Source organism: Achromobacter sp. UBA2119 (assembly GCF_002331005.1).
In the GTDB taxonomy this organism is placed as follows: Bacteria; Pseudomonadota; Gammaproteobacteria; order Burkholderiales; family Burkholderiaceae_B; genus Achromobacter; species Achromobacter animicus.
The window spans coordinates 119409-141550 of the sequence record NZ_DCYD01000012.1; the positions used below are offsets into that span (position 1 = coordinate 119409).

The following is a 22142-nucleotide window of genomic DNA, read 5'->3' on the forward strand; positions in this document are numbered from 1 at the left end:
GCAGGCAAACAGTGGAGGTGTGCCATGAAAAACATGGCTTTCGCCGGCGTATTGCTGGCAATCGTGTTGAGCGGCTGCAGTTACATGGATTCTCACCGCTCCGACGGGTCGCACGCCGCGCGCGCAACCCATTCCGACCCCGCCAATTATCATCGGTCCGATTTTGGCGAGCCCAACAACGAACCGTTCCAGGGAACTTACCCCGGACGCTGACCCGCCGATGGGCCGAACGTTGCTACCGTCGGGCGCGAGGGCTACGAAATGCCCAGCATCTTGCGAATCCGGCTGCGGATCGCGCCGGAATACGCCCAGCACCAGACCGCGAGGGCCAGCATCGCCACTGTGAAGTAGGCGCGTGCGCCCTCCGGCACGGGATTCATTTGCGACAGGGTTGGGAAGGGTTCAAAGCCGATGAAGTCGGTGGCCGCCAGCGTGCTGAAAATCAAGGCCAGCACCGGACCGGTGAACCGAGGGCGCTCGCCCCGAGTATGGGGGGACGCAAGAAAGCACCAATGTAACCAGCGTATGAGCTGGATGCCCACGGCGACCAGGGGAATAAGCAGCGCAAGCTGTAGCACCAGCAGCGCCAAAATGACTTGAGTAGGAAGCATGCGCGGATTTTAATCGGATCCGCGGTGTGGCCTTTTTCTATGCCCCCATTTGAAAAGCGCGCCAGCTGGGGCCTGCGCTGGCCAGCCACTCCTGGACGTACTGAAGGCTCAAGGCGATTGACAGGGCCTCGCCCTGAAACAGGACGTCGGGCTGCGCGCGAAGCCAGTTGAAGTCGTCGATTCTGCGGATGTCTTGCGCCAAGACCTTCAGGCCTTGGCGTGACGCTTGCCCCAGCAGGCTGAAGAAGCGCTCTTGCAGCGGGCGGCGGGTACAGATGCCTTCCGGGATGCCCACCCGCAGGCCCGTGGCGCGAAGTGTGCCGAATGGAACTTGCGCCGAGGGCAGCAGCCGCACGCGTAACGCAGGCTGCAGTTCCTGGTAGCTGTGGAAAAGCGTCGCGCCCTGCGCCAGGCGGTCGCTGAGGGGGACGTTGTACGTGACTTTGGCGCAGGGATAGATGGGCTGGCTGAGCTGCGCTTCTTGCAGCGTGTCACGCAATTGGTCGCCAGCCACGGCGCCAATGCGCAGATCCTGGCATAGCTGCTGCGGAAGCAGGATATCGGAGTGGACGTTGAGCGGATGGTCCATCGACAGCGTTGCCATGCAACCCGCAGCTCGGAAGATCCGCCCGGCGCGGCGCAAGGCATCTGCCGAAGCGGCATTGGCGAGCAACGCGGAAGTAAGGCGGCTGTGACCGCCGACCAGCGCCATTTCGCGGACAACCCCTTTGGCGTCCAGCACGGGTTGGATTCGTAACGGCTCGCTGACGAGTGAGGCGGATTCGGCCTGGTTGATAGCGTTCATAAGGCGACGAGTTTATGGATCGCAATTTCACAAACCAATCGTAAAAGTACGATTTGCGTTGCCATTTGCCCGCGTCATCGGCGCATTTTCAAAATTTTCTTATATCCGCCGTTTGGGGCCATACCTACGATGGGCGCATGCCTGTCAAGGAATCCAATACCCTCTCGCCAGACGTCCAGCCAGTCCCCCGAGCCCCCACGCTGCTCTTGCATCTCTTCGCCGCCGCATTGCTCGCCTGCATCGCGGCGGCCGCTGCATTTCTGCTCTACTGGTCCTTCACCGGCACGGTTTCCACCTACCGGCGCCAGATGAACGCGGCCGCGTACAACGCGCAGATCTTCTTCGATCAGCGGGAGTCGCTGCTTCGCTCGCTGGCGTCCAGCCTGGTCCGCAACACCGATTCCGCGCCGGCCTCCGAAACGCCGCGTCACTTTGGCAACACCGGGCAGATCAACGTCTTCCCCCTGCACGAAGGTCCCAACGCCTACGACTGGGCGTTGATTCTCACCCCGCGCGATCTCAACGACATTGCGTTCGCGCAGACGCAACTGCTCTTCAGTTCCGTTCGAAATGGGCAGACCACCTATCTCACGCCCCGCCCCGGCCAACCCGCCGGTCCGGATCACGCCGCGCAATCCTGGCTTGCGCGCAAGCTCGCCGTCGCCAATCCAAACGCTGCGCACGGCGGGCAAAACGCCATCAGTTGGCTCAAGCCTCAGCTGAATAACGCCAAGCCCCTGTATCTGTACACGCCTGTCGATGCTTCCGCGCCGAGCGCCGGATGGATCGGCCTGGAACTCGGCGACATCAACGCGGCCATCGACCCGTCTTCGCTGCAGGGCGGCAGCTACCTCCTGCATGACCAGGATGGCGCGCCCGTCCTGCATAGTCCGGACGACGCGCAAACCCTGGCGGGGCTAAGCCGCTACGCCGGACGCGAGGACTCATTCGGCTTGTGGGGATCCGGCCTGCTACCCCGCTACGTCGTGCTCAGCAAGTCCGTCGGCGAAGACGGCTGGCGGTTGGTCTACTACATGCCGATCAGCCGGATCCTGGATGACGCCGCCTACGCCATCCAGGCCACGCTGGGCGGCGCACTCCTGCTGTGCGCTGCGGTCATCGTCGGCATTCGGCACATCCGCCGGAAACTCGTCGCCCCCGCCCTGCGCCAGTACGAGGCGCTGGCAGAAAGCGTGTCCCTGAATCGAAGGCTGGTCGAAGTCGCGCCCGTGGGCCTGTGTCTCTTGCGCCGGGCAGATGGCATGCCGCTGCTGTCGAACGAACTCGCCAGGGATTGGTTGCTGGAAGACCCTGCACTATTGGCCCGGCTGCTGGCCGACGACGGTCATGGCGCCCAACGCGAATACCCGCTGGACGACGGACGGTGCCTGTACCTGACCTTCGCGCCCATCACCTATCGCGCCGAGGAAGTCATCCTCTGCGGCATCAACGACATCACTGCATTCAAACGGGTCGAGCACTCCATCACCCAGGCCAAGTTGCACGCCGACGCCGCGAACCACGCCAAGACGGTGTTCCTGACCACCATGAGCCACGAGATCCGGACACCGCTGTTCGGCATCCTTGGCACGCTTGAACTGCTTGGCCTGACCGCCATGGACGCCCAGCAGCAGCAATACCTTCATACGATGCAGCAGTCCTCGGCAACCCTGCTCAGCTCCATCAACGACACGCTGGACCTGTCGCGCATCGAGGCCGGCTACCTGAAGCTCGAAACCTCGGAGTTCTCGCCGGTCCAGTTGCTGGACAGCGTCATTGGCACCTATGCGGCGCGCGCCGACGCCAAGGGACTGCACCTGTACGCACTGGCCGATGTGGCCGCGCCGGCGCAAGTTCTGGGCGACTCGACCCGCGTCCGCCAAATCCTCAACAACCTCGTCAACAACGCCATCAAGTACACCAGTTCCGGCCAGGTGGTGCTGCGCCTGCAGGTACTCAGCCAGGACGCGCATTTCGCCACCCTGAAATTCCAGGTGGCGGACACCGGCATGGGCATCTCGGCAAAGCACCACGCGCGGCTCTTCGAACCCTACTTCCGCGCTGAATCCGGTGATAACCAGAATGTCCCTGGCACCGGCCTCGGGCTTGCCATATGCCGGCGCCTGTCCGAGATGATGAACGGAACGCTCAGCGCCGTCAGCGAACCCGGCCTGGGCACCAGCATGTCGCTCACCCTGACCCTGCCGCGCGTCGGCGGCGTGCGCACGGACCTGGGTGTGCGGCTGGATTCCAGGCCGGTCTTCGTGCGGGGCGCCAACAACGAGGTGGTCGCGAATCTGTGCCAGTGGTTGCGTCACTGCGGCGCCGTGGCAATGCCCTATAAGACCACCCTCCATGGCCGGCGCGAGGGCAGCGTCCTTGTGGAAACGTGGTCACGCGATTTGACGCCGGCCGTCTGGAGCGGCGCTCGGGTTTTTGCGCAACCCCCGGGCGTTCAGCCGCGGCCGGCTCGCAACACCTGGACGGCCGACAGTCATAGCCTCGCAAGTATCGTCGCGGCCGTCCGGCTGGCGCAGGACAGCGTCGCCACCAAGACGCTTCCCGCGCTGGAGCCGTCGCGAGACGCGCTCGACATGCACCTGCTGGTCGTCGAGGACAATCCGGTCAGCCGGCAAATCCTGCGCGAACAGCTTGAACACCTGGGATGCACGGTGGTTGTGGCGGCAGACGGCAACGACGCGTTGGCACTGCCCGAACTCCCCGAGTTCCACGCCATCCTGACCGACCTGCACATGCCAGAGCTGGACGGCTACGCCCTCACCCGCGCGCTCAGAAGCCAGGGCTACACCCGCCCGATCGTGGGAATCACCGCCAGCGCGTTCACCGAAGACCTGCGGCGCAGCTCGGAAGCCGGCATGACCACCGTGCTGCTCAAACCGCTGCCGATTGCCGCGTTGTGCCAGGCGTTGATGCCGTTCAAGGAAGCCGCATGACGAGAAAGCTGTCGGAGTACAGGGTGCTGATCGTGGACGATCATCCATTTCAATGCGTTCACCTGGCCGACCAGCTCGCTTCGGCCGGATTTGGCCGGGCGGATGTGGCGTCTTGCGCCGAGACCGCCCTGGCCAAGACCGCGCGGCAGCCGTATCACCTGGTGCTGATCGACCTGAACATGGGCGGCATGGATGGCGTGCAATTCATCGACCGGCTGTCCAGGCAGGAACAACCTCCCTCGCTGGCTATTGTGTCGGCCTGCCTCAAAGGCATCATCAACAGCGTCGCCATGATGGCCAAGGAAAAGGGACTTGCCGTGCTGGGCTCGTTCTCCAAGCCGTTTACCCCGCACCACGCCGCCCAACTGGCCAGCCTGCTCAGCCGCAATCCGCCTGAATCAACGGAACCCACGGAACCGCAACTCGTGCGCCGCACGACGGGCCCCGTATTGGACCGTGCCGCGATCGATAACGCGCTGCATCGGGGGCACCTGCAAGCATGGTTCCAGCCCAAACAGTCGCTTGCCACCGGGCGGATCGTCGGCGCTGAGGCGCTGGCGCGGTGGCTGCACCCAACATTCGGCTGCCTGCCGCCAGACGCATTCCTCGCCGCGGTGCGGGGGCACGGGCTGGACAAGGCTCTGCTGCTGCATATCCTGGAAGCCGCGCTGAACGCGCACATGCACTGGCGCCAGATGGGCTTTCGGGTGCCCGTCTCCGTCAATTTGCCCACCCAGTGCCTGGACGATCCGGATCTGCCCGACGACCTCGAGGAAATCGTGGCGGCCAAGCGCGTGGCGGCGTCCGAAATCACCTTCGAACTACTCGAGGACGAGACACCGACCATACAAGGCCAATACTATATGGGGGCCAGCCGATTGCGGTTGAAGGGTTTCGGGTTGGCGCAGGACGACTTTGGCCGAGGATACAGCTCCATGTACAGCCTGATTTCGACGCCGTTCACCGAACTGAAAATCGACCGCGCCTTTGTCAGTGGCGCGGCACACGACGAAAGCCGGTCGGCGGCGCTGGTGTCTTCGGTACGGCTTGGGCGGCAATTGGGCTTGCAGGTCACCGTCGAAGGCGTGGAAACCGCCCACGATCTCGCGTTCCTCCGCCGCATCGGCTGCGACTGCGTCCAGGGGTATTTCATATCCCCCGCCGTCACCTCCGACCGCTTCAGCCAGATGCTCGCCAGCGAGCGGCAGACGGCAAATCCTGAGTATCGGTGAGAACCGGCCATGCGAAAGCCCGATACCCCGTTTGCCCGGATCACCCGTACCTCTCGCTGGCTGAATTTCGCCCTCTTCGGCATCCTGCCCTTTGCCCTCGTCCTGGTTGGCGCGCTTTATTGGGGACTGAACCGCATCGTCGAGCAAGAGAGCGATCGTCTGAAGCTCGACTTCTCCATTCTGGTCGGCTACATCCAGGCCCAGGAGCAATTCCTGGGAAAGCTCCGCGCCCACAGCCCCTCGCTGCCCACCGAAAACCTCTCGACAGAAATCACCCTGCAGGCGACCGACGTGCCAGAGCGTTTCGGCATGCAGCTCTTTGAAGGTCAACATTCCTACGCGGAAATGGCTTTCTCGCTGGCGTGCGAGCAGGCCTCTGATTGCCCCACCGCAGGTCGCCGCCTTGCGAACCTGGGCGAGTTCGTGGCGGACTTCTATTCAAGTTACTGGGCGGCGTCCTACTATCCCGCCTCCACGATCTTCCTGGTCAACCAGTCGGACAGCATCAGCATGAGCGTGCCCGCCGTCGGCGCCGTGTCGGGGTATGAGCGCCTGAGTCCCGCCGCTTTCCTGACAGTCACCGACGCCATCAGAACGGAGTTGCGCCGCCTGCAGACGGTGCGCCAACGCCTTATCGATCAAGACCTTCCCGGGCATCGCGACCCTCCCAGATCCGGCCGCGTCCATTGGTTCAGGTTGGAAGCGCTTTCCGGCAGCATGCTGGGTTTGCTGTACGCCGACATGCCGCAATCTGTCTGGTCCACGGCACGGGATGGAACGTCTGCCGTCTACGCGGCCACGCAATTCAATCATCAGCGGATCAACATCTTCGAAAAGACCCTGCGCAAGCCGCTGCATGGCGGGTTCTGGCTGACGCACCGCAGCGAGGGGCTGCTTCTCGGAGAACCGCCCGGACCGACCGGAACCAAGGATGGCCTGGAATACACGGCGGAAGGGATCGTGCTGCGCATCACGGACCCGTCAGGAGTATGGACCGGCACTTATCGCGTCAGTTATGGCGCCTTCTTCCAGGACAACCTTTGGCTGCCCGCCATCGCGGGTCTGCTGATTCTGCTCAGCCTTGGGACCGGCATCATGTCTTCGCGATGGTACAGCCGCCACGTCATCGCCCCGGCCTCGAATGCGCAACGCGACATCGTCGAAAAGGAAGAATTCAGCCGGACATTGATCGAAACCGCACCCGTGGCGCTGTGCGTATTGGCGCGGCCCGGCGGTGAAGTCGTATTCGGCAACAGCCTGGCGCTTCAATGGCTGGGCGCGGAGGCCGGCCGGGAACTGGACAACTCGCCGCAGACCAACCTGTTCCTGAGGCAGGTGCTCGGCGCAGCCGGTCCGGGTACGATCGCCAGTTTTCAGGCCACGGATGGACGTCCGTTGTACGTGGCCTATGCACCTACCCGCTACAACCACCAGGACGTGGTGTTGTGCGCCTTCTCGGACATCAGCGCCCGCGCGGTCGTTGAGCAGGCCCTGACGGAGGCCAAGCGCGAGGCAGACAGGGCCAACGAAGCAAAATCGACCTTCCTGGCCACGATGAGCCACGAGATCCGAACTCCTCTCTACGGGGTGCTGGGCACGCTGCAACTCATGAGCCTCACCACCCTGGACGCCGAACAGCGTCAGCACCTGGAGCGCATGCAAAGCTCGTCGGCGATCCTGCTGCAGCTCATCAGCGACGTTCTGGACATCACCAAGATCGAAGCCGGGCAACTCGCGCTGGAGTTTTCGGAGTTCAACCCCCGCGAACTGGTCGAAGAATGCACCAACGCCTACGCGGCGATGGCCGAACAGAAGGGGCTGCTGCTCTTTTGCTGCGTGGATGTCGCCGTGCCCGAATGGATGACGGGCGACCCCGTGCGTATCCACCAGATCCTCAGCAACCTGCTCAGCAACGCCATCAAGTTCAGCGACTCCGGGCATGTGATCGTCCGGCTGACAGTGGCGCAAGTGCTGGCCGACCGCACGCATCTGCGGCTGCAGGTGGTCGACACGGGGATTGGCATCCCCAAGGAAGGACAGGCGCAGCTTTTTGTGCCGTTCTATCAGATCGACAGCGGCTCGCATACCGTGCGCGGCGCTGGCATCGGATTATCCATCTGCGCACGCCTGGCCGGACTGATGGGCACCAGCATCAATGTCACCAGCGAACTCGGGCTGGGCAGCAGCTTTTCGTTGGATTTGCCGCTACAAGTGGCAGCCGGCCAGCCATTCAGCCCGCCCGACTTGAGCGGCCTGACCGTATACGTCCGAAGCCCGCATCACGAACTGTCCGAAAACATCAGCCAGTGGCTGAAACGCTGGGGCGCCAAGGCAGCTCCCGCGCCCGCTCCCCTGCCCGCGGGCACGCCAGACGACATCCTTGTGGATGTCCTGAATCCGGGCAGCGGCAACCTGCACGACTGGGCCGGCCACCACGTGCTGGCCAGCGCAAGCGCCAAGCCACCCACCGCGCGCACCGTCCGGGTCATTGCCAGCATCGAACACATTGCGGCCGGCATCCTGGCCGCGGTTCGCGGAGAACATACCGTGGATCCCGAATCCGACATCAGCGCTTTAGCCCCGCTTGGCCTGTCGATCCTCGTCGCCGAGGACAATCCGATCAATCAGGCGACGCTGCAGCATCAACTCGAACAACTCGGCTGCGAGGTCACCCTGGCGTCCGACGGCGCGGAAGCGCTGATGTTGTGGGGGCTTACGCGTTACGACGTGGTCCTGACCGACGTGAACATGCCGCGCATGAATGGCTATGAACTCGTGAAGGCATTGCGGGCCCAGGGCGCCACCGTTCCCGTCATTGGCGTCACCGCCAACGCCATGCGCGAAGAAGAAGAGCGCTGTCTGGCGGCGGGCATGACCTCCTGGCTGGTCAAGCCGATCAGCCTGTCCACACTGCGACGGCATCTTCAGGGAAGCCGCGCGCCATCGGCTGACATTGCGGACGCCACGGCCCCGCCGCGCGCAACGCGCCAAGCCGAGCCCGCGCCGGCTGTGCCGGAAAAGTACCGCGCATTGTTCGTCGATACGATGGAAGCCGATATCGCACAGATGGTCCGGGCCCTCGAAACGAACGACCAACGCCTTTTGAGCCGCACGCTGCACCGGATGCGCGGCGCATTGAGCGTCATGCAAATGACCGCAATCACGGAACGCCTGGAAGCATTGGAGGAGCAGTTGCGCAGCGCCGGGCTGAATGCGGCTGCCCTGGCGGAAAGCCATGCGGTGGTCGAGCTGCTGCGCGATACGCTGGCCCAGGTCTAGCCTTCAAATTCGGACGCCGAACAATCCGATATTGCGCCGAAGCCGACTGGCTTTCGAAGCTTGTCTATGTATTGAATGGGTATCGGGCGGTAGATTCAGCGGCTTTCTCAGTAGCCCTGGCCGCCTGCCTCGCGCGTTTTCTGCCTGCAGCCCAACCGTTTCTCCTCGCCTTTTCAGTGGAGTTTGAACATAAAATGGTCACCGACGGACGTACCGAAATTCCTGGCGCTCTCAGCCTGGCGGGGCCAGCCACGGACCGGCTTCCCCGAGCCGTGTCGCAATCAGGACACCCGGGATTACCAGGCGCAGTCGAACATCAACGCGATGGCGGGACCATGATGAAGCTTTCGTCCGATCAGGATGTTCGGATCATCGTCGCCGACGACCATCCCATCATCTCCCTCGCGCTCGCGGATTCCCTGAACGAGGTGCCCGGGTTCACGGTGGTGGCCACGGCTCGATCAGGCCTCGAACTCGTCACTGCCGTGCAGGACCATCCCTGCCATCTCATCGTCACCGACTTTTCAATGGCCGCCCGGTCCGCGGACGAAGACGGCTTGCGGCTGATTGAGCGGTTGCAGCGCCTGTTCCCGGAAATTCCCATCGTGGTCTTCACGATGTTGTCCAACAGCGGCATCCTGAACCAGCTTCGCCAGGTGGGCGTGGCGGGAATCGTCAGCAAGGAAGAGCCGATCGATGAGCTGGTGTCCATCTGCGTGCGCGCGCTGAGCGAAAGCGGGCCGATACTGTCGCACAGCATCAGCCAGCGGCTCAGCCAGAACGACGTGACCATGGGACGTGCCGGCAAGGGAAAGGGGTTGTCGCCGAAAGAGCTTGAGGTGGTGCGGATGTTTGCGCAGGGCCTATCCGTTACCGAGATCGCGCGGCGCCTTCATCGTTCAGTGGCAACCATCGGCACGCAAAAACAATCGGCGATGCGCAAGCTGAACATCGAGACCAACGCCGAACTGCTCCGGTACGCGGATGAGCAAGGTTTTTCTTGAAGATTGAGAAGGCAGTTCCCCGGAAGATTCGGCTTACGGGGCATCTTTGTCGGATCTTTCCCGGCACGCTGCTCGCATCGAAAAATACGAAATCGGCCGCGCATTCACCACCCGTGAGTCACGGTCCTTCAGCACGCGCCGCCACTACCGGATCCGCTTGCTGCGAAAGCTGCGCCGGCCTCGGCGTTTCCTGGATTGCCAGCAAGCGGCTCGCCAAATCACCGAACTGGGCGTCTCGCGACTTCAATTGCGCCAACAGATCATTCACCTGCGCGGATGCCGTAGCCAGGCGCTGCGCCAGTTCGGATTCTCGCGCCTGACTGGCCTGTAGCGCATTGGCCGCGGCGACGGCTTCGGTTTGTTGCAGGCGCTGGTCGGCCAACCCCTGCGCCTGCAAGGCGGCCGCCTGTTGTTCCGACGCGCGAAGTTGCGCTTGGGACGCCGCGAGCGCGTCCCGCAGTTGATCTGCCTGTTGCTGGGCGGCGGACAGCGATGCATCCAGGCGGGTTTGCAGGCGCTTTACGCTCCCTCGCTCCGCATCCAGTTCGTTGAGCCATCGCCGCTCGTGGGCAGCGTGGCGCGCTTCCAAAGCTGCAATGGCTTGCGCGTGGCGGTCGCGATCCTGTTCGGCGTCAGCCAGCAGCGCCTTGTTGGCGCCGCGTGCGTCCTCCAGGCTGTCCTGCGAGGCGGCCAGCGCCTTGTCTCGCTGGCGCAATTGCGCTTCGGCCGCTTGCAGGCGGGCTTCGGTGGTTGCCAGTTGGGCCGTGGCGACTTTCAACGCTTCCTGCAGGTCGTGCTCGCGCTCAAACAGTTGCGCTTCGCGCTGTTCCAGCTGCTCGGCTTGCGCCGCAAACCGTTCCCCTTCCCGTGCCAGCTCTTCCCAGCGCTCCTGATAAGCCTGGGCCTGTTCTGCCCTGGCCGCAGCCAGCGCCGCTTCCCAAAAATGCGTCGCCGCTTGTGCGATCGGATCCGGCACGGCAGGCGGTGCAGCGAAAGCGCCCGGATCCTGGATGCGCGCGCCGAGTGCACGAAACCAGGTTTCCAGATGCGGGCTAACTGTGTTGGGGGACCCCCGGCCGATCTTCTGCCGTACCCGCTCGATCGTGGGCCGGGCGCCTTCCAGCAACAGCGCGTCTGCCGCGGTCCAGACATCCGATTCGGTGATTCCAGTGGCCATGATGATGTTTTGTCGAGTTGGGCGGGGAATTAGTCACGATAATGGAACCTTATCGCGAGTTATCTGCAATTAATGTTGTATATCTTACATCGTACGTATGATTTCGTACATCTAGGTCGAAAGATATGCGCGCATGCCGCTAGCGCGCAAGTCAGCAGGCCGTCCGTGCACTTCGAGACGATCGCGCCGCAAATATTCGGTGGAATTCGGTTAATCGCTGAGCAAATCACAAGACAGGCGCGGGCAGGAGGCTGCCTCACCCTTCCCTCACGACTTTGCAAAAAGCCCAGACGGCCGGCATGATGCGCCCGTCATCAGGATGCCGCCCGCCCGGTCACCTCACCGCCCCAGATTTGTCCTCGCCAATTCGATCACCTCGTCGCCCCTGCCATTCATGATTGCCTTCAGCATGTACAGCCCAAATCCCTTGGCCTGTTCGAGCTTTATCTTGGGCGGAACGATCAACTCTTGCGACGAGGTCAACACATCGACCAGCACCGGGCCGGGATGGGCAAGCGCTTCCTGCAGCGCGGCATCCAGGAATTCGGACGATTCAACCCGGATGCCGCGTACGCCGACGGCCTCGGCCATGGCGGCGAAATTGGGGTTTTGCAGGTCGGTGCCGGTATCCAGGAACCCGGCCGCTTTCATTTCCATGGAGACGAAGCCGAGCGAGCCGTTGTTGAAGACGACGATCTTCACGGGAAGCTGCAACTGCGACAGCGACAGAAAGTCTCCCATCATCATCGTGAACCCACCATCGCCGGACATGGAAATCACCTGCCGACCCGGCGCCGCTGCCTGCGCACCGATCGCCTGGAGCATCGCGTTGGCCATGGAGCCGTGGTTGAAGGAACCCAGCAAGCGGCGCTTGCCGTTCATGGTGAGATATCTTGCCGCCCATACGGTGGGCGAACCGACTTCCGCCGCGAAGATGGCGTCGTCATCGGCCAATTCGTTGATGCGCCGGGCCAGATACTGGGGATGCAGCGGCCGGCCGGCGGGCGCGGGAGCGGCCAGGTTGTCGAGCTCTTTGCGGGAATCCCGGTAATGCCGAAGCGCGGCGTCAAGGAAGGCGCTGTCCTGGCGGTCCTCCAGTTGCTCGAGCAGCGCGGCGATGGTCTCGCCCACGTCGCCAGCAATACCCATCGTCAGCGGCGCGCGCCGGCCCAGGGCGCTGGGATCCCGATCGACCTGCACGATCTTTGCGTGTTTGGGATAGAACGGGCGGTACGGAAAATCCGTGCCCAGCATCAGCAACAGGTCGGCGTTCTCCATTGCGTGATAGCCGGAAGAAAAGCCGATGAAGCCGGTCATGCCGACGTCGCAAGGGTTGTCCCATTCGACGTGCTCTTTGCCGCGCAACGCATGGATGACAGGAGCCTTGAGCCGCTGGGCCAGCGCGACCACCGCATCGTGGCTGCCGGCGCAGCCGCTACCGGCCAGGATCGACACCTTCCCTGCCCCGTTCAGCAGCTGGGCCAGCTCCTTCACCGCTGTCGCGTCCGGGCGGATGTGAGGAGGCGCCGGAGGCTGCGGCCACGAGTCCGGCACGTCCGAAGGCGCTGCAGCGAGCGCCACGTCGCCAGGTATCACCAGGACGGACACGCCTTGCCTGCCGACCGCCGTATTGATGGCGCGGGCCAGTATTCCCGGAAGTTGCGCCGGGTTGGAGACAAGCTCGACGAAGTCGGAGCATTCCTTGAACAGGTCCTGGGGATGGGTTTCCTGGAAATATCCCAACCCGATCTCGGACGACGGAATGTGGGCGGCGATGGCCAGCACGGGGACGCGGCTGCGCTGGCAGTCGAACAGGCCATTGATCAGGTGCAGATTGCCGGGTCCGCAACTGCCGGCGCATACCGCCAGCGTGCCGGTGATGGCAGCTTCTGCGCCGGCGGCGAAAGCCGCGGTCTCTTCGTGGCGGGTGTGCATCCACTCGATCCGGCCCATCCTGCGAAGGCTGTCGTTCAGTCCATTGAGACTGTCGCCTGTCACGCCCCAGATGCGGGGGACGCCAACTTCAGCAAGCACTTTGACAAGATAGTCTGCGACGGTTGCGGCCATGGATTGCTCCTTGAGGGAACGCCGCCGGGACACTTACCGCTACGGTTTGCCCTAGCGTCGGAAGTTGACTTGCGTGCGGGAAATCGTAGCACCGCGCCCGGCGCCATGCGCAACGGCCGGACGCCGGTAGCGCCACGCTCACCGGCTAACATGACGGGATTATTCGACTGTTTTATTACCAAAACCAAAGGGACGGCCAACTGCCGTGGGCGCGGAAACATGAATGATTTGCCTGGCATGGCCCCGGCGCTGACAGCCGCCTTGGCGCCGCTGGATCCGGACACGCTCGACAGCCACGCCGACGCCGCCGTGCGCGACCTGCTGCGCGAAGGCAGTTCGGCCAACACGGCATCAAGCTACCGCGCGGCGATCCGATACTGGTCCGCGTGGTTCGGGTTGCGGTATGGCAAGGCCTTCGCCTTGCCCGTGTCCGAGGCCGCGGTCATTCAATTCGTGGTGGACCACGCGCAACGGTCTTCCGATACCGGCCTGGAGTGGGAGCTGCCGCTGGCTCTGGACCGGGAACTGGTGCGGCTGAAGGCGAAAGGCAAGCTTGGCGCGCCGAGCCTGAACACGCTGCTGCAGCGCTTGTCCGTGCTGTCCAAGGCGCATGAGTTGCTGGGGCACCCGAACCCCTGTCGCGGCGCTGCTGTGCGAGAGCTGGTGTCCAAGACCCGCCGGGCCTATGCCCGCCGCGGCGTGGCGCCCGCCCGCAAAGAGGCGCTGACGCGCGAACCGCTTGAAGCCTTGCTGGACACCTGCGACGACTCGTTGCGCGGCAAGCGGGACCGCGCGCTGCTGCTGTTCGCTTGGGCCAGCGGCGGCCGCCGCCGCTCGGAGGTGGTGCGCGCCACGATGGAAAACACCCGCCGCACGGGCGATGGCTATCTTTTTACGATGGCGCATTCCAAAACAAACCAGACGGGCGCCGTCCGGGCGCAGGACCAGAAGCCGATCCTGGGCAAGGCTGCTGAAGCGCTGGCCGACTGGCTGGCAGCCAGCGGCGTTCAGCAAGGGCCGATCTTCAGGCGGGTCCGGCGTGGCGATGTCGTGGGCGAGCCGCTGGCGGCCGCGGCCGTGCGCGACATCGTCCTGGAACGCAGCCGGCTGGCGGGGCTGGACGGCGCGTATTCGGCGCACAGCCTGCGCTCGGGCTTTGTGACGGAAGCCGGCCGGCGCAACGTGCCGCTGGGCGACACCATGGCGATGACCGGCCACGCCAGCGTGGCGACGGTGATGGGGTACTTCCGGGCCGGGGCGGCGGCGCAATCGCCCGCGGCGCGCCTGCTGGACGACCCGCCTCCCCCAGACCTACAGGATCCGCGCAACCTGCCGTAATGGAGGCGGTGACTTTACAATCCTTGCGCTCCGGCCCTCGTCCCGACCGATATCCTTCGAATCAACGGTAAGCGCCCGGACGCCTGGCTCGTCCCCTGCCCGTTCCGATCCCATGCAAATCAATCTCCGCGGGCTTGTGCTTGCGCTTACCGTCTTCAGCGCCATCGCCGCCACGGCCAATGCCCTGTATGCAAGCTATCGCGTGCAACGGGAGCAATTGATCGAGAACACGCTCGAATCGAACCGCGTCTATGCGACGAAGCTGGCCGAAGGCGCGGCCAGTTTTCTGCGATCGGCGCAGCAGCAGTTGGGATACAGCGCCCGGCACATGCCCGATCTGATGGCGTCCCCGGATCGCCTGGCTGCCGAAGTGATGCGCGTGCAGCAACAGACGGACAGCTTCAACTCGGTGGGCGTGGTGGGCGCGGACGGCACCATCCTGGCCACCACGGCGTCTTTCCGCAACTTTCTGGGCGTGCAGGTCGACAGCCCCGGCAGCCGCGCCGCCTTGAGCAAACGCCAGCCCATGATCAGCAAGCCGTACGTGTCCATCGCGGGCAATCTGCTGATCAACGTCACGCACCCGATCTTTTCGAACGACGGCGTCTACATGGGGTACGTCGGGGGCACGATCTACCTGCGTAATGAAAGCGCGTTGAACGAGCTGCTGGGCAAGCATCATTACCACGACGGGTCGTATCTGTATGTGGTGGATGGCGATGGACAGCTTATCTATCACACCGATCCCGCGCGCGTCGGCGAAATAGTCCTGACGAATCCGGTGGTCGCCTCGGTGATCAAAGGCAATACCGGCGCGATGCGCGTCATCAATACCAAGGGCGTGGACATGCTGGCCGGGTACGCGCCGGTGCCCATCAGCGGCTGGGGCGTGGTGGCGCAGCGCCCCGCCCAGGTCACGCTGGAACCGATCCACGACCTGATCTGGGCGTTGCTGGGCTATGCCGCACCGCTGGCGGTGGCTTTCCTGCTGGCCATCTGGTGGTGCGCCCGCATGATTTCGCTGCCGCTGTCGCAACTGGCCACGAACGTGGAGCATCAGGACGTATCCGTGGCGATGCAGCGCGTGCAGTCGGTGAAGGCCTGGTACTTCGAGGCCGAACGGCTCAAGCGCGCCGTGATGGCCAGCTTCGCGAGCCTGCAGGACAAGATCGGCAAACTGAACCTGGCGAGCATCACGGACCCGCTGACCGGGCTGCGCAACCGACGCGGCACGCAGGACGCGGTGGACCAGATGCAGGCCGGCAGCACGCCGTTTTCGGTGGTAGCGCTGGATATCGATCACTTCAAGCGCATCAACGATACCTACGGCCACAACGTCGGCGACGAGGTGATTCGCGATATGGCGCAGATCATGCGTGAGTGTTCGCGGCCGTCGGACGTGCTGTGCCGCAATGGCGGTGAGGAGTTCCTGATCCTGTTGCCCGGCGTGGCGGCGCGGGAGGCGGTGAATGTGGCCGAACGGCTGCGGGCGCATATTGCAGAACGGCCATTGCACGGCGCCAACCGCGTGACGGTATCGGCGGGCGTGGCCCAGTGGCCGTCGACGGGGCCGGACGTGGATGAGACGTTCCGGGCGGCCGACGCGGCGTTGTATGTGGCCAAGCAGCAGGGGCGCAATCGCGTCGTCATGCACGAGGCGTGAAGCCCGGCAGGTGAATTCGCCGTGGCGCCGCCAAGCCGCAGCGGCTCGGAATCAGGATCCAAGTGCGCGTTCCAGCAAGAGGCCTGGGCAGACATGACACGAAGACCGGCCGCCGCAAGGTTTCGCAGAAAACCGCAATTAACTGCATTCCAGCGAAATATTCTTGCCCGCATAAATTGAAATCCGGCGGAATCTGCCAAAACCCCAATATCAGCAAGGGCAATTACAGTATTCTGCGCAGCTTCGACTTTGCCTGGACCTGCACGCCGAGATGTTGCGCCCCGCCGTCGCGCCAAAATCCCTGGAACGTCATTTCATCGCGCTGGCTGTAGGCGTGCTGTTGCTGGTGTCGGTGCTTGCCGGCATCCTGCTGTACCAGAACTGGCAGTCGTACGGCGCGGCGTCGCAGGCGCGGCAGGCATTTGCCACGGTGCGCGCGACGATTCGCGTCATGGAGCGAGCCTCCGCCGAACGAGGCCCCATGAACGCCGCGCTGGGATCTGCCCTGCCCGTGCCGCCGGAGGTCATGGCATCGCTGGCCGCGGCTCGGACACGCACGGACAGCTTGATCGAGGCGCTGCTGGCGCTGCACGCCGGCGCCGACGGCAATGCCAAGCGCGGCGAGATCCAACGCATACGCCTGTCGCTAGCCGAAGCGCGCCAGGACGTTGACCGACTGATCGCCGCCCCGCGCGATCAGCGATCCGGCCAGATGCTGTGGGACGCGGTCAGCGCCATGGTGCGCATCATTCCGCAATGGCAGGCGAGCCTGGCCGCCAACGCGGGGCTGGTCATGCGCAGCGAAGCCAATGCGCCCAGCCTGTTGACGCTGGCACTGCTGGCCAGCGAACTGCGCGAACAGGCCGGCCTGCTCGGTTCCACCTACACGCCCGCTTTAAGCCAGCGCCGGCAGTTGACCGACGAGGAACAGTTCCGTATCGAACGCGTGCTCGGCAGGATCGACGAGTTGCACGCGCTGATCAGGGCTCGGATGGCGACACATCCGGATGTGCGGGCGAGCGAGGTGTATGCGCGGATGGAAGCGCGCTACTTTGGCGAAGGCCTGGCCTACCTTGACGATGTGCGCGAGCAGGCATCGCGGCAGTGGGACGAAGCCTCTGTCTCGACTGGCGATCTGGCCGCGGCCTATGTGCCGATGATGGGCGCCATCACCGAGTTCCGCGACGTGCTGCTGGACGAGATGGAACGTCACATCGACGCGCACCGCATGTCAGCGGCCCGATTGCTTGCCGTGACCCTGGCGGCGACCGCCCTGCTCGTGGCGGCGCTGGCCGTGGCGCTGGTGCAATTCCGCAAGCGCGTGATCCAGCCTTTTGCACTGGCCACGCGCATCATCGGATCAATCGCCAGCGGGTCGACGCCGGCCAAGATTCCACCGGGCAAATACCATGGCGAAGTCGAGGAGGTCTTTAATGCGCTGCGCGTGTTGAAGGAAAACGCCGCGGCGCGCAAGCGCCTTGAGACGGAGCGCGACCGGCTGATTGCGGACTTGGCGCATACCGCCGAAACGGACTACCTGACGGGATTGTTGAACCGGCGCGCCTTCGAGAAGCGGTTTGAGGCGGCGTGCGCCCATTGGAATGAAAGCCAGCCGATGCTGGCCTTCATCCTGTTCGATATCGACCACTTCAAGACCATCAATGACACGTACGGCCATGCGAGCGGCGACCTGGCGCTCAAGGCCGTGGCCGACCTTTGCCGCACAGTCTGGCGTCAGTCAGATGTGGTCGCGCGCGTGGGCGGAGAGGAATTTGCCGTGCTGTGCCGCACGCGCGGCGCGCAGCAGGCGCTGGAGATGGCGGAACGGATGCGTGCAAGCATCGGCGCGAGCACCGTCACGTCGGAAAGCGGCGCCACGTTTGGCCTGACGGCCAGCTTCGGCGTGGCATGCATTTCCTGGAGCCATGCGGAATCCGTCAGCGGCCTTTTCCGGGCCGCTGACGAACTCTTGTATCTGGCGAAATTGAATGGGCGCAATCAGGTCCAGCAACGCACCCTGGGATGACACCGTTTCTGGCGGCCCGGAAGCTAAACGGCCCAGAAGCTTGACGGCGGCTGGGCCGGTCGACTTCTGGGCCGATGGGCGATGCGCTCAGCGGATTACCTGACTACTGCTACCTGCAGAGCGGATTGCCCGCTTGCCGGATTACGACTTGACGCGTGAAACGTCGGCCTGCTTGGAGGTCTCGGCGCTACGGGAAGGCGCGTCGTGACGGTCGGACTGCTTGTTGGATTCGGGCGCTTTCCAATTCAGCGGGGGGATCTCGAAGCTTCCCTTCTTGGCAGTCAATTGATGAGTCATAAGCATGCTCCTGGACAGGCACATGGCTTCCCCCGCCGAGCACCATGCACAGATTCTGGCGGGCCATGAATGCCGCGGGTGCGGGGGAGCATTCAGAAAGCAGGCGGCGCCGGGAAGAGGTATCGGCAGTTTTATTGTTTTTTTGCCGATAGATAAAAGATTTTAGCCCAAAGTTGACAAAAATAGCAAGCAGGAGTACCAGATGCCGGTTGATCGCGGCATCCATGCGAAGCCGAGCGGTGCTGGCAACGACCCAAAACTGCGAGTGATTGACTTCGGAGAACGATCGTTCTACCATCTGCCCATCGCAGATAGAACGATCATTCTCCTTATGTCCGACACCGCCCTTACCCCCGCTTCCGACGTGCATGAAAAGCTGCTGCGCGCCACCGAACATCTGATCTATGCCGGCGGCATCAATGCCACCGGCATGGACCTCATCGTCAAGACCTCTGGCGTATCCCGCAAGACCATCTACAACCACTACGGCACGAAGGAAGTCCTGGTTGCCGCTGCACTGACGGCCCGCGACGACCGTTGGATGCAGTGGTTCATCGACGCCACGACCCGCGCGCCTTCGCCGCGTGCGCGCCTTCTGTCCATCTTCGATGCGCTGCGCGAATGGTTTGCGTCGGACGGCTTTCGCGGCTGCGCGTTCATCAATGCCGCCGGCGAAATCGGCGACGCGGACAGCCCGATCCGCGCGGTAGCCCGGCGCCACAAGGAACGTTTGCTTGCCCACGTGCTGTCGCTGGTGCAGGCCGCGGGCCTGCCGCACGCCGATGAGCGCGCGCGGCAATTGCTCGTGCTGATCGATGGCGCGATTGCCGTGGCCATGGTCACGGGCGATGCGTCCATCACCGACAGCGCCGAACGCGCCGCGCAGGCGCTGCTAGACGCGGACCACTGAGTTCGCGTCCTCCACTTGCTTTTTTCACCCCCCTGTCCATGAGGCCTTTGCCATGACGCCCCCCTCCGAAGTCCGCCCGCCCCTTCCCCCCTTCACGCACGAAAGCGCCATCCAGAAAGTGCGCCTGGCCGAAGACGGCTGGAACAGCCGCGACCCCGACAAGGTTTCGCTGGCCTACAGCCTGGACACGCACTGGCGCAACCGCGCCGAGTTCGCAACGAACCGCGAGGAAGCGCGTGCGTTTCTGGCGCGCAAATGGGCGCGCGAGCTGGACTACCGCCTGATCAAGGAGCTGTGGGCCTACAACGGCAACCGCATCGCGGTGCGCTATGCCTACGAGTGGCATGACGATTCGGGCAACTGGTTCCGTTCGTATGGCAACGAGAACTGGGAGTTCAACGAAGACGGCCTGATGTTCAACCGCTATGCGTGCATCAACGACATGCCGATCAAGGAAGCGGACCGCAAGTTCCATTGGCCGCTGGGACGCCGTCCCGACGATCATCCGGGGCTGTCGGAACTGGGCCTGTAATACCCATCAACACCCATGCGCGCATGTGATCCGCATGCGCGCAACGGCCGCTTTTCGGTTGAAAAAGGCCTAGGGATTTCCCCCAGTTTCGTGGCGATACGCACACCCGCGCGCAACTTTCGCGAACCTTGAAAGGTGAACGGAAGTTTGGATTTTTAGACTCCCGCATTCATTGCAGTGTCAGCTTTTGTTCAGACCGCAGTCAGACATAAGCACAACAACGGGAGGAAAAGACCATGCAATCAAAAAGCAGCGCCGTACGGCGCGAGGCGTGGGCCGCGGGCACGATGATCGTGCTGGGCCTGGGCGCCATCGCGCAGGCGTCAACCTACACATTGGGAAGCCTTGATCGCATGGGTCCTGGCATGTTCCCCGCGATTCTGGGCGTGCTGCTCGTCCTTCTAGGGCTGGCCATTGCCAAGACGGCGACGTCGCCCGTGGTTGCCGAGGAAGATGCCGAAGAAGTGGCGCCGCCCGAGTGGCGCGGCTGGGGCTGCATCATCGGCGGGTTGCTGTCCTTCATTCTGATCGGCAAGTTCGGCGGCCTGGTGCCGGCGACCTTCGTGCTGGTCTTCATCTCTGCCATGGGCGATCGCCAGCACACCTGGCGCAGCGCAGCCATTCTTGCCGCCGGTGTCACGGTGCTTGGCGTGGCGGTTTTCTCCTGGGCCCTGCAGCTCCAGTTTCCGTTGTTCCGCTGGGGTTGATCCATGGAAATCTTCAATAACCTGATGCACGGGTTCTCTGTCGCGTTCGCGCTGGACAACCTGATGTGGGCCATCTTCGGCGTGTTCATGGGCAACCTGATCGGCGTGCTGCCGGGCATGGGCGTGCTGGCCGCCATTTCGATCCTGCTGCCGCTGACCTACACGATGACGCCCACCGCGGCGTTGGTGATGCTGTCCGGCATCTACTACGGCTCGCAATACGGTGGCGGGATCACGTCGATCATGCTGAACCTGCCGGGCACCGCGTCGCATGCGGTGGCGTGTCTGGACGGCAATCCGCTGGCGCGCAACGGCAAGGCCGGCTCGGCGCTTTTCATGCTGATGTTCTCGTCGTTCTGCGGCGCGTCCGTCGGCATCCTGGCGATGATCCTGTTCTCGCCGCTGCTGGTTGACGTCGCGTTCAAGTTCGGTCCCGCCGAGTACTTCTCGATGATGATGCTGGGCCTGCTGGCTGGCGCCACGTTGGCCAAGGGATCGGCGATCAAGGGCGTGGCGATGGTCGTGGTCGGCCTGCTGCTGGGCGTGGTGGGCACGGACGTCAACACGGGCACGATGCGCTTTCACTTCGGCATCCTGGAACTGTCCGATGGCCTGCAGATCGTGGCGCTGGCCATGGGCCTCTTCGGCGTGGCGGACTTCCTGAAGAACATCAATCGCATCGGCGGCGACAGCAAGGTCACGTCCGCGAAGGTGAGCCTGAAGTCCATGCGTCCGGAAGCCGGCGACATCAAGCAATCGCGCGGCGCGCTGGTGCGCGGCACGGCCATCGGCGCGGCGTTCGGCATCCTGCCGGGCACGGGTCCGACCATTGCGTCGTTCATCTCGTACGCAACGGAAAAGAAGGTTGCAAAGGAACCGCGCCGTTTCGGCCGCGGCGCCATCGAAGGCATCGCCGGTCCGGAAGCGGCCACCAGCGCCTCGACGCAGACCAGCTTCATCCCGACCATGAGCCTGGGCATCCCTGGCGACCCGGTCATGGCGCTGATGCTGGGCGCGCTCATCATCCACGGCATCCAGCCGGGTCCGCAGATGATGATCGAGCACGCCGATATGTTCTGGGGGCTGATCGCCAGCTTCTGGGTCGGCAACGTGCTGCTGCTGCTCTTGAACCTGCCGCTGATCGGCATGTGGGTGCGCCTGTTGACCGTTCCCTTCCGCTATCTGTTCCCTGCCGCGTTGTTCTTTGTCTGCGTGGGGGTCTACAGCACGAACAACAACCTGTTCGACGTGGGGATGGTGACCTTGTTTGGCGCGGCGGGTTACGCGCTGATCCGGCTGCGGTTTGAACCGGCGCCGCTGTTGCTGGGCTTTGTGCTCGGGCCGATGGTGGAAGAAAACTTCCGCCGCGCCCTGCTGCTGTCGCGTGGTGAGCTGTCGATCTTCGTGACGCGGCCCATCAGCCTGGGCTTCATCCTGGCGTGCGTGGGACTGATCGCGTTGCTCGCGGTGTCGGCCCTGCGCGCACGCAAGGCGCGCGAAGCGCTCAAGCACGCGGAGTCTGCTGCGTAACCGCAAGGCA

The 22142-nt window shown here is 63.7% G+C and carries 17 protein-coding genes; 12 read left to right on the forward strand and 5 right to left on the reverse strand.

Annotated features, from left to right (window positions below):
• Positions 1 to 24 precede the first annotated feature (24 nt).
• Positions 25 to 213, forward strand: a complete 189-nt coding sequence (locus tag B3098_RS11790) for a hypothetical protein (RefSeq protein WP_279970961.1) — start codon at positions 25 to 27, stop codon at positions 211 to 213.
• Between the two features lie 41 nt (positions 214 to 254).
• Here the strand turns inward: B3098_RS11790 and B3098_RS11795 are convergent, their stop codons facing one another.
• Both B3098_RS11795 and B3098_RS11800 read right to left on the reverse strand, forming a co-directional pair.
• Positions 255 to 611 carry a hypothetical protein gene (locus B3098_RS11795; RefSeq protein WP_279970960.1) on the reverse strand — a complete coding sequence of 119 codons (357 nt, stop codon included), beginning with the start codon at positions 609 to 611 and terminating at the stop codon, positions 255 to 257.
• Between the two features lie 37 nt (positions 612 to 648).
• Positions 649 to 1323 (reverse strand): hypothetical protein, encoded by a 675-nt coding sequence (locus B3098_RS11800; protein ID WP_279970959.1) that lies wholly within the window; start codon positions 1321 to 1323, stop codon positions 649 to 651.
• A 230-nt stretch (positions 1324 to 1553) separates the two neighbouring features.
• On the opposite strand from B3098_RS11800, the gene B3098_RS11805 reads away from it, so the two are divergent.
• The 4 genes from B3098_RS11805 to B3098_RS11820 all read left to right on the forward strand — a co-directional run bounded on the left by B3098_RS11805 (position 1554) and on the right by B3098_RS11820 (position 9885).
• On the forward strand, positions 1554 to 4370 hold the full coding sequence (locus B3098_RS11805) for an ATP-binding protein (RefSeq protein ID WP_286896301.1): 2817 nt from the start codon (positions 1554 to 1556) through the stop codon (positions 4368 to 4370).
• Positions 4367 to 5602 (forward strand): EAL domain-containing response regulator, encoded by a 1236-nt coding sequence (locus tag B3098_RS11810; protein ID WP_279970957.1) that lies wholly within the window; start codon positions 4367 to 4369, stop codon positions 5600 to 5602. The genes B3098_RS11805 and B3098_RS11810 overlap by 4 nt, the downstream gene beginning before the upstream one ends.
• A gap of 9 nt (positions 5603 to 5611) precedes the next feature.
• Positions 5612 to 8881, forward strand: coding sequence for a hybrid sensor histidine kinase/response regulator (locus tag B3098_RS11815; RefSeq protein WP_286896307.1), 3270 nt, complete (start codon positions 5612 to 5614; stop codon positions 8879 to 8881).
• Between the two features lie 335 nt (positions 8882 to 9216).
• On the forward strand, positions 9217 to 9885 hold the full coding sequence (locus tag B3098_RS11820; protein ID WP_224776799.1) for a response regulator transcription factor: 669 nt from the start codon (positions 9217 to 9219) through the stop codon (positions 9883 to 9885).
• Between the two features lie 118 nt (positions 9886 to 10003).
• Here the strand turns inward: B3098_RS11820 and B3098_RS11825 are convergent, their stop codons facing one another.
• Together B3098_RS11825 and poxB are read right to left on the reverse strand one after the other, a co-directional pair.
• Positions 10004 to 11062 carry a DNA-binding protein gene (locus tag B3098_RS11825; protein WP_286896311.1) on the reverse strand — a complete coding sequence of 353 codons (1059 nt, stop codon included), beginning with the start codon at positions 11060 to 11062 and terminating at the stop codon, positions 10004 to 10006.
• 339 nt (positions 11063 to 11401) lie between these two features.
• Entirely contained in the window at positions 11402 to 13129 is a 1728-nt protein-coding gene (poxB, locus tag B3098_RS11830; RefSeq protein WP_286896312.1) for a ubiquinone-dependent pyruvate dehydrogenase, read from the reverse strand.
• A 219-nt stretch (positions 13130 to 13348) separates the two neighbouring features.
• Here poxB and B3098_RS11835 point away from each other — a divergent pair, with 219 nt between their 5' ends.
• The 3 genes from B3098_RS11835 (at position 13349) to B3098_RS11845 (ending at position 18156) form a co-directional block, all read left to right on the forward strand.
• Entirely contained in the window at positions 13349 to 14467 is a 1119-nt protein-coding gene (locus B3098_RS11835; RefSeq protein WP_414631272.1) for a site-specific integrase, read from the forward strand.
• A 112-nt stretch (positions 14468 to 14579) separates the two neighbouring features.
• Positions 14580 to 16130 carry a sensor domain-containing diguanylate cyclase gene (locus B3098_RS11840; protein ID WP_286896314.1) on the forward strand — a complete coding sequence of 517 codons (1551 nt, stop codon included), beginning with the start codon at positions 14580 to 14582 and terminating at the stop codon, positions 16128 to 16130.
• A 271-nt stretch (positions 16131 to 16401) separates the two neighbouring features.
• Positions 16402 to 18156, forward strand: a complete 1755-nt coding sequence (locus tag B3098_RS11845) for a GGDEF domain-containing protein (RefSeq protein WP_286896316.1) — start codon at positions 16402 to 16404, stop codon at positions 18154 to 18156.
• A 141-nt stretch (positions 18157 to 18297) separates the two neighbouring features.
• Here B3098_RS11845 and B3098_RS11850 read toward each other — a convergent pair whose 3' ends face one another.
• Positions 18298 to 18453 (reverse strand): hypothetical protein, encoded by a 156-nt coding sequence (locus tag B3098_RS11850; protein ID WP_175121543.1) that lies wholly within the window; start codon positions 18451 to 18453, stop codon positions 18298 to 18300.
• A 331-nt stretch (positions 18454 to 18784) separates the two neighbouring features.
• Here B3098_RS11850 and B3098_RS11855 point away from each other — a divergent pair, with 331 nt between their 5' ends.
• The 4 genes from B3098_RS11855 (at position 18785) to B3098_RS11870 (ending at position 22132) form a co-directional block, all read left to right on the forward strand.
• Complete coding sequence (locus B3098_RS11855; RefSeq protein ID WP_286896319.1) at positions 18785 to 19363, forward strand: TetR/AcrR family transcriptional regulator; 579 nt, start codon at positions 18785 to 18787, stop codon at positions 19361 to 19363.
• Positions 19364 to 19415: 52 nt separating this feature from the next.
• Positions 19416 to 19895, forward strand: a complete 480-nt coding sequence (locus tag B3098_RS11860; protein ID WP_286896321.1) for a DUF1348 family protein — start codon at positions 19416 to 19418, stop codon at positions 19893 to 19895.
• 236 nt (positions 19896 to 20131) lie between these two features.
• Positions 20132 to 20602: a tripartite tricarboxylate transporter TctB family protein gene (locus B3098_RS11865; RefSeq protein WP_175121546.1), complete on the forward strand. Its 471-nt coding sequence runs from the start codon at positions 20132 to 20134 to the stop codon at positions 20600 to 20602.
• 3 nt (positions 20603 to 20605) lie between these two features.
• Positions 20606 to 22132: a tripartite tricarboxylate transporter permease gene (locus B3098_RS11870; protein ID WP_175121547.1), complete on the forward strand. Its 1527-nt coding sequence runs from the start codon at positions 20606 to 20608 to the stop codon at positions 22130 to 22132.
• Positions 22133 to 22142 lie beyond the last annotated feature (10 nt).

Excerpts from the sequence above, each read along its gene's own strand:
- B3098_RS11860 (WP_286896321.1), top strand. The coding sequence starts at position 19,416 with ATGACGCCCCCCTCCGAAGTCCGCCCGCCCCTTCCCCCCTTCACGCAC.
- B3098_RS11850 (WP_175121543.1), bottom strand. The coding sequence starts at position 18,453 with ATGACTCATCAATTGACTGCCAAGAAGGGAAGCTTCGAGATCCCCCCG.
- B3098_RS11865 (WP_175121546.1), top strand. The coding sequence starts at position 20,132 with ATGCAATCAAAAAGCAGCGCCGTACGGCGCGAGGCGTGGGCCGCGGGC.
- B3098_RS11855 (WP_286896319.1), top strand. The coding sequence starts at position 18,785 with ATGTCCGACACCGCCCTTACCCCCGCTTCCGACGTGCATGAAAAGCTG.
- B3098_RS11825 (WP_286896311.1), bottom strand. The coding sequence starts at position 11,062 with ATGGCCACTGGAATCACCGAATCGGATGTCTGGACCGCGGCAGACGCG.
- B3098_RS11790 (WP_279970961.1), top strand. The coding sequence starts at position 25 with ATGAAAAACATGGCTTTCGCCGGCGTATTGCTGGCAATCGTGTTGAGC.
- B3098_RS11800 (WP_279970959.1), bottom strand. The coding sequence starts at position 1,323 with ATGGCGCTGGTCGGCGGTCACAGCCGCCTTACTTCCGCGTTGCTCGCC.
- B3098_RS11870 (WP_175121547.1), top strand. The coding sequence starts at position 20,606 with ATGGAAATCTTCAATAACCTGATGCACGGGTTCTCTGTCGCGTTCGCG.
- B3098_RS11845 (WP_286896316.1), top strand. The coding sequence starts at position 16,402 with ATGTTGCGCCCCGCCGTCGCGCCAAAATCCCTGGAACGTCATTTCATC.
- B3098_RS11805 (WP_286896301.1), top strand. The coding sequence starts at position 1,554 with ATGCCTGTCAAGGAATCCAATACCCTCTCGCCAGACGTCCAGCCAGTC.
- B3098_RS11815 (WP_286896307.1), top strand. The coding sequence starts at position 5,612 with ATGCGAAAGCCCGATACCCCGTTTGCCCGGATCACCCGTACCTCTCGC.
- B3098_RS11820 (WP_224776799.1), top strand. The coding sequence starts at position 9,217 with ATGATGAAGCTTTCGTCCGATCAGGATGTTCGGATCATCGTCGCCGAC.
- B3098_RS11835 (WP_414631272.1), top strand. The coding sequence starts at position 13,349 with ATGAATGATTTGCCTGGCATGGCCCCGGCGCTGACAGCCGCCTTGGCG.
- B3098_RS11840 (WP_286896314.1), top strand. The coding sequence starts at position 14,580 with ATGCAAATCAATCTCCGCGGGCTTGTGCTTGCGCTTACCGTCTTCAGC.
- B3098_RS11795 (WP_279970960.1), bottom strand. The coding sequence starts at position 611 with ATGCTTCCTACTCAAGTCATTTTGGCGCTGCTGGTGCTACAGCTTGCG.
- poxB (WP_286896312.1), bottom strand. The coding sequence starts at position 13,129 with ATGGCCGCAACCGTCGCAGACTATCTTGTCAAAGTGCTTGCTGAAGTT.
- B3098_RS11810 (WP_279970957.1), top strand. The coding sequence starts at position 4,367 with ATGACGAGAAAGCTGTCGGAGTACAGGGTGCTGATCGTGGACGATCAT.